This window comes from Candidatus Thermoplasmatota archaeon (assembly GCA_034660695.1).
In the GTDB taxonomy this organism is placed as follows: Archaea; Thermoplasmatota; E2; order UBA202; family DSCA01; genus JAYEJS01.
The window spans coordinates 1-6,881 of sequence record JAYEJS010000092.1 but is presented as its reverse complement, the minus strand read 5'-3'; the positions used below and the strand labels follow the sequence as shown (position 1 = coordinate 6,881).

Annotated in this window: 5 protein-coding genes; all 5 read right to left on the bottom strand. The window is 42.9% G+C overall.

The genetic code is table 11. The annotated features are described in order from the left end of the window. The coding region (locus U9O96_04685; protein ID MEA2054396.1) for a hypothetical protein at positions 1 to 241 on the bottom strand (241 nt) is incomplete at its 3' end. A 222-nt stretch (positions 242 to 463) separates the two neighbouring features. Then, positions 464 to 3,145 (bottom strand): DEAD/DEAH box helicase, encoded by a 2,682-nt coding sequence (locus U9O96_04680; GenBank protein MEA2054395.1) that lies wholly within the window; start codon positions 3,143 to 3,145, stop codon positions 464 to 466. Continuing rightward, entirely contained in the window at positions 3,142 to 3,822 is a 681-nt protein-coding gene (locus U9O96_04675) for a DUF1614 domain-containing protein (GenBank protein ID MEA2054394.1), read from the bottom strand. The genes U9O96_04680 and U9O96_04675 overlap by 4 nt, the downstream gene beginning before the upstream one ends. A 45-nt stretch (positions 3,823 to 3,867) precedes the next feature. Next, positions 3,868 to 5,496 (bottom strand): hypothetical protein, encoded by a 1,629-nt coding sequence (locus U9O96_04670; protein ID MEA2054393.1) that lies wholly within the window; start codon positions 5,494 to 5,496, stop codon positions 3,868 to 3,870. Between the two features lie 32 nt (positions 5,497 to 5,528). Continuing rightward, the gene (locus U9O96_04665) at positions 5,529 to 6,656 is read right to left on the bottom strand and encodes a C1 family peptidase (GenBank protein MEA2054392.1); all 1,128 of its coding nucleotides are present in this window, start codon (positions 6,654 to 6,656) and stop codon (positions 5,529 to 5,531) included. Positions 6,657 to 6,881 lie beyond the last annotated feature (225 nt).

Genomic DNA, 6,881 nt, shown 5'->3' with positions numbered 1-6,881 from the left:
TATCCTTGATAAAACTCTTACTGTTTTTGAGATTCTGCCAGATAAACTCCTTCTCTCCCTCTGTTAGATCTCTAACTCTTAGCTTAGGCTTTCTACCAGCATTTATTTTTCTCCTTTTATTTACAGGCCCGATAGGTCCCAAATATTTACTTTTGTGTCTCACTTTCTTTCCGACCCTATAACTTGTTCTTTCATAACGATACTTCATGCCTTTTATTATTTTAATTTCAATATATGACATATCAATAATAGTTAGGGTGCACAAGAATATAAACTTAATGGTAGTAAAATGCGTTTGTGCCACCTAACAAGTTAGAAATCAAAATTTAAGGTTTGGTCTACTTAACAGATTCGTATAATGACTTGGGAAGAGACATCGTAGTGTGCTTCGTCATGCTTTTGGAAAGAGGCAGCATTTATTTATTTTGCCCTTGGATTTCTAGCACAACAGATTTATTTAGCTTTAATCCCAGAACCGTCTCGTCTTCGAATAATTTATTTCTGCCTTCAATATTTCTTTGAGTAGGCCATCTCCGTCCTTCTGTTTTCCAAGTATTCTTGCAGCGGTATCCGGTCCTATCCCGTATCCTGCCAGAACCATAATCGCCTTTTTTCCGTACGATGCAACCAGTGAAGCGCTTTTTACAAGAGATTTATTGCTTACATCACCAATTTTATGTCCTTTAACCACTGCTATCATTTTTCCACTGCATCTCGGACATATTGGCCTGACTCTTCCAACCGTTGTATTCCATTCATAAGAGCAGTTCATGCATGTGAGGCTTATGTGCACGTTCATCAATCTCTTTTTAAGCGAAGTTAGTATGACCGGGTCAAGCCCCGCCGGATGAAAAATTTCTCCCTTTGCTTTTTCGCCTTCCAATGCGAAGGGGGATATGCCCTGAATTTTTATTGATATGTTTCCTTTCTGCATTTCCCTGAAAACTTGTTTTGAGTGTTCAACATCCATCTTATCCCACATAAATCTGTCCACCACTTCCTCCATCAGAGGCAATCCTTCAAAAACATCCACTATTTTTTCTACCGAAATTTTCTTGTAATCGGCATCCCTGCCAAGCACGCCAAATTTTCTTGCAACTTTTATCAATTCCCATCTTATAAACGTGCTTTTTTTGAGGACGATTCTCATCAATTCCTCTATTCCCTCAGGATTTGTATTGAGCATTATTTCTCTTACCATTTCCGGGTTTATGGGATGCGTAACTCGTAAGTAAATTCTGTATGCATCGCTATTCATGGTAATGCTCTCCCCGAGCCTCTGGGCAAGAAGAGAGGCGATGATTCTGCCCGCTGCTTCATTTGTCCTGGATCCAAAATGTGTGTTTATGTAGACAATGCCTTCTCCTTCTTCTATGGTTACAAGTTTATCGGTTGGAACGAGAAAGTTATACCTAATTTGCTCATTAATTTCCATTTCGATGATACCGCTTTCATCCTTCACTTTTTTCTCTGCCACCATCCTCCTCGTTTTTCCTACCTCTTGTGCCACTTCAAACGGTACGGGAATTTCCTCCCCCGCCCAGTCGGGCACCATGTGCGTCCTTTTCGTGGGAGAAACTGTCAGATATTCATCGTTACGGATTACTTCCCATGCCCTCCCTTCCATGATAAATCTCGCCCCCGGTTTGCAGTAGTTCAATACAAAACTTTCATCCAGCGTGCCGATTTTTTTGTTTGTGGATATGTCATATACTTCCACGCTTTTTTCATCTGGAATCATGGATATGTTTTCAAGAAAATAATTTCTTGTTTTTCTTTTTCTTCCAATGGTATTTCCGTCATACCATATTATGCGCTGGTTCTCTAACTGTTTCAGCACCTGTAAAAATTTATTTTCGTCCAGAGTTCTGAAAGGGTACGCCCTCCTTATAATTTCATACATTCTACTGCTTTCTATTTTTCCGTATTCCGTCGTGATGGAAAGTATCTGGTTTGCAAGAACAGCTAACGGATTTTTTCTTATCCTTGTTTTTTCGAGTTCGCCGTCAATCGCTTTTCGGGTGATTATAACGCTCTCCACAAAATCCTCGGGATTTGCCGCAAGTATTTTTCCCCTTGCGGTACCGCCGGCATGGTGTTCGCTTCTGCCAATTCTCTGCACTAGTCTTGTCACCTGCCTGGGTGAATTATACTGCATTACAAAGTCGGTATGCCCGACATCTATGCCCAGTTCCAGAGACGAGGTGCAAATCAGCGATTTTATCTTCGCTTCCTTAAACTTTTCCTCGGCCTCTATCCGTGATTCCCTTGACAATGAACCGTGATGTACTTCTATAGGCAATCCGATTCCGTGAAGGTGGGCGGCAAGCAATTCTGCAGTATCTCTTGTATTCACAAAAAAAAGAATGGAACTATGCTTCTCCATTATTTCTTCAATCCTCCTCGCCACAGAAGCAGATTTAATGTCGCACTCCAGCTTTTCGGCTATTTTTTTGTCATTTCCCTTTACTTCAGGAAATTCCACATCGATTTCCATCTCTTTCCCGGCATTTACCTCTATTACCTCGACTTTTCTTCCTCCCCCAAAAAATTTTGCAACCTCATGCGGCGTTCCAACAGTAGCGGAAAGCCCTATGCGCTGAAAATTACCTGATATTTCTTGCAGTCTTTCAAGGGCGACGGAAAGTTGTGCCCCTCTTTCTTCTCCTGCAAGTTCATGAACTTCGTCAATGACTACCCATCTCACATCTTTCAAACTATTCCTTAAATTTCTTCCCGTAAAAAGTATCTGGAGCGTTTCAGGAGTTGTGATGAGCATGTCAGGCGGATGCAATGATTGCCTCTTTCTTTCCTTTTTCGTAGTGTCACCATGGCGAACCGCTATGTCTATACCGAGCTTATTTCCCCATGAAATTGTCCGGCGGAGCATGTCCCTGTTGAGGGCGCGTAGAGGTGTTATGTACAATACCCATATTCCCTTTGCCTTGCCTTCCTTTAGAAAGAGATTGAAAATGGGCAGGAGTGCCGCTTCTGTTTTTCCCATGCCAGTCGGGGCTATCAGCAAGCAATTTTTTCCTTTTAATATCTCAGGTATTGCTTTCGATTGGGGTTCTGTAAGCTCTTTCAACCCCTCTTCCCTGACAACCTTTTGAAGTAACGGATGGAATAATTCTATTTCCTTCATACTATCGCAACAAGCATCACGGACAGTATCCCGGTGAGAAATATACCGTCAAATGTGCCCGCTCCCCCTATGGATACTGCTGGCGCTCCTATCCTCCCTATTTTCCTTATATTCATCAGGTCGGCCCCCACGAGCACGCCCACAACTCCTGAAATAAAGGCAACGACAGCAGCATTTTGTGGAGCGAGTATAACACCGGCCAGCGATGCCAGAACGGGGGGAATAAAAGCGGGCATTGCTATACCTGTTCTCTGTACAGGCCTTGCCAGTTTGTAGCATATAGCCGCCATAAAAATCGTGGCAAACATAAGGTGGGGATACAGTTTCACAGCCAATCGGGACAGCAGGAATATGGATACTACAAGAGGTATAATGGCCCCTCCAATGTTTATATCCACTCTTGTCGTTCCTTCTGAAATGGTCTTAACCTGTTTGGGTAGAAAAGATGACATATCATACGTGTAGCGCTCCTGCATACCCTTTATCTTCCAGACTGGGACATTGATGAAACTCCCAAAAAGTACCGCGAAGAGGAGAAAAATCGCAAGAATTGGAGAAAAACCAAGTTTCTGAAAAGCCATGCTTATGGCCCCGACAAAGATAAGGCCGAACAGCATAAATAATAATGGCAGGGCTATAAGAAGAAACAATATGCTGAACGGGGGCTGCACTTTCATTGGTCGATTAACAATCCCGCTATTTAATAATTTTTCCAGACCTGTTTATACAAGCTTGCTTATGATATACTCGTGAACATCATCATTTATGGCCGTCAAAGAAACATGATCTGCGTTTCCGTTGGGCCATGCTTTCCCTTCCACTATATACAATGGCTTGCCTTCCAGATAAGAGCTTTCGGTAGGGCACAGTCCGTCAGAGGTGTGTGCAGTACCGTCTCCGTCAAAATCCATCGGCATGCCGAATATAAACCCTATGTCACCTCCGACAGCATAATAGTCGACCATATCGGTTCCCCGGTATCCCATCGCTTCCAGAAATTTGGAATTATATATCATGTCGGGTACTTGCCCTATCCACCACGGAAAGTAAAGATATCCTATTATCTTAAGAATGCTTGAGTTTATGCCCGGCGGAACGCCGTGGCAGGGCGTACCGACAACGATCAAATCGTCTATTTGTTCGCCACCTATATTGATATCAGGGTCGCCGTCGCCGTACCACGGGCACCCTTCATCGCCCGGCATCCATGAATCGTTCCAGTAATCAACATCCGCTCCCCCATGTTCTGCCGTGAATCTTGATACCAGACCACCCATGCTGTGGGCAACGATATCTATTGTTTGGTTGGGGGAATATCCATTCAAGACCAATGCTTTTTCTATTTCATCGTTCACCCTTGCCGCTATCCAGGGTATATGGCGGTCTTTCCAGTCCGGGTCGTATGTAAGGTACTGTATTCCCGGCTTGCTTATATCAAAATCAAGTATTTTGAAGCCTCTTTGTTCCAACTTTTGTGTCAGATTCCACCAGGTATAATTTAAAAGCCAGTCTGTCGAGGAGACGATCCATCCATGGATTAGCACCACGGGAAAATCCCCCGGTTTTTCCGGGACAACAGTTACATTGGTTAAACGGCTGCATTCCGTGTAGTCCACATCCCCTGACAAATTTTGCTCAAATTTTGCCGAGCAAATTATATTCATTGTATCATTCGCATCCGACAGGAAAAATGGGATTTCCGATTTGCCTGCATAGTTCGTCACGCTTTTTCTTTCGCCCAATTTTTTGAGCGTTGCCGTATTATTTTCTTTTCCAAAGAATGCCCACTCTATTGTTTTATTTGCCATAGGTTGCCATTTTTGGTTTACATAGCCCATCAGCGTTGCTTTGATGATGGCCGTTTCTCCTGCTATCATTTTTTTTCTGCTACATGAAAGAGATAGCCTGGTTTTGTGGAGAATGGGCTGCACTGTTCCATTTATTTCTGCCGTATATTTTTCACCCTGCCAGGCGGTCCTCGCGACTATCTTTACCGTGTGATTCATCACATCGACATCATCGGGAGCATGATATACCGCGGATAGCATACCCGATAAATTCGTGGCAGATACATTTATGCCGGGCGGATACGTTATCTTTCCCGTATCTCCTGCAGCAGTTATTTCCCATTCTACATCTGTAGCAATTGGATAATTTTCTTTAGATTTAAAAGAAAGGCAGATGGATATGCAATTTCCTTCATATATTGTAAAGCTTTTGTGATCTACATCAAGTACGGCAGATGGCTCTCTCTCGCCATTTTGGTCTACCCACCAGTAATATAAAAGGACCGATGTAATTAATATGAGAATAAACACTGCAATTATGGAAATTTTATTTTTGGTCTCCATTACTTTGTAATGTGATTCTGTTTTATTATAGTTTATGCATTAACAAAAACATCTACCATATCTTTTGACATTTTTTCGTCTTCATTATAGGCAAACACTTCTATCGTATGCATTCCTATAGGCACATCCATCTGCCACAAAAATGGGGGTTCATCATCAGTATATTTCATTTCGCCGTCAACATAAAATTCCACTCTTTCCGCGTTTGTTACGTTCACATCCACATCTGTATATCCGAAGACTCGTGGAATGCCCACCTGGAAAAGCACTCTCCCGAATATTGATGGAATTTCCTTTCCGAATAAATAAGTATGGTACCGTCTCGGTTCCTCGATATGCACCTTCGGAACATCGGGCATGAAATTTCCGTATGGCTTGCCAATATAAAGTATTCCTGTTCCTCCATAACATCTTGGTATGAGCATGTCCGCATCATATGCCATTCTAAACCAGCCGTCTTCGCCCCAGTTCTCCCCCCAGCTGTTTTTGACTATCCAACATTGCTGTTCATCATTATAACCAAAAAGGCTCACTAAATGTCCCCCCTTAAGCATTCCCCAGCGATGCTTGTAAATGCCCTCGCGGTAATGCATGAAATCCTCCCAGATAAATATGCATATGACCAGTGGCCCATGCTCAATCAATGCTCTCTTTATGCTATCCATATCGTTTTCAACCCATCCCCATTCTTTTATTTTTACAGTCCTGTTTTCCCAGCCCGGCAGCGTCATGTTGCATGGCATGTCGGTCTTCCTGTGGGGATCTGGAAAACATCCCTCATCAGGCACTCCATGTTCGATCATGTAGTCAGCGGCATGGCTTACATTCACGCCCCACTTGCATGTTCCGCCCGAGCAAAAGAATAGATGGGCTTCAGACAAATCACATCCGAAAGGATACCCCGCCTTATACTGCACCATTGTCTCAAGGGCGGCAACCAGTGCATATGCCTCGCAACTCGGGCACGGCTCCTGATTTTTTACCGGCGTGGTAAAATCCGTTCCGTTTATGTTTCGCCAGCTGAATTTCTCCGGAAGGGGAAACAGTTCACTTGAATTTTCATGGACTGCTGTTCCTTTTTCAAAAAAACTGTTTTCTAATCCGACGGCAGGCAGAATTATTATCAAAGAGAGCGTAATGGCCATCATGACTTTTTTCATGTATTGGGAAATATACATGCAGATTTTAACTTTTGCTAGAATACCTATAACAAAATTTTGATGTGTTTTTCTCGGAACAGGCTCAAATCCCGCATGAAGAATAGTCTCTACGAATAAGCTCCATTTTGTAACCTAATTGTTTCTCCTCGGGTGACGAGAAGAAACAATCTATTCCTCTAAAATTTTCAGATGGAGGAAAACGAGGGATGGAAAACAGAGTTTTCG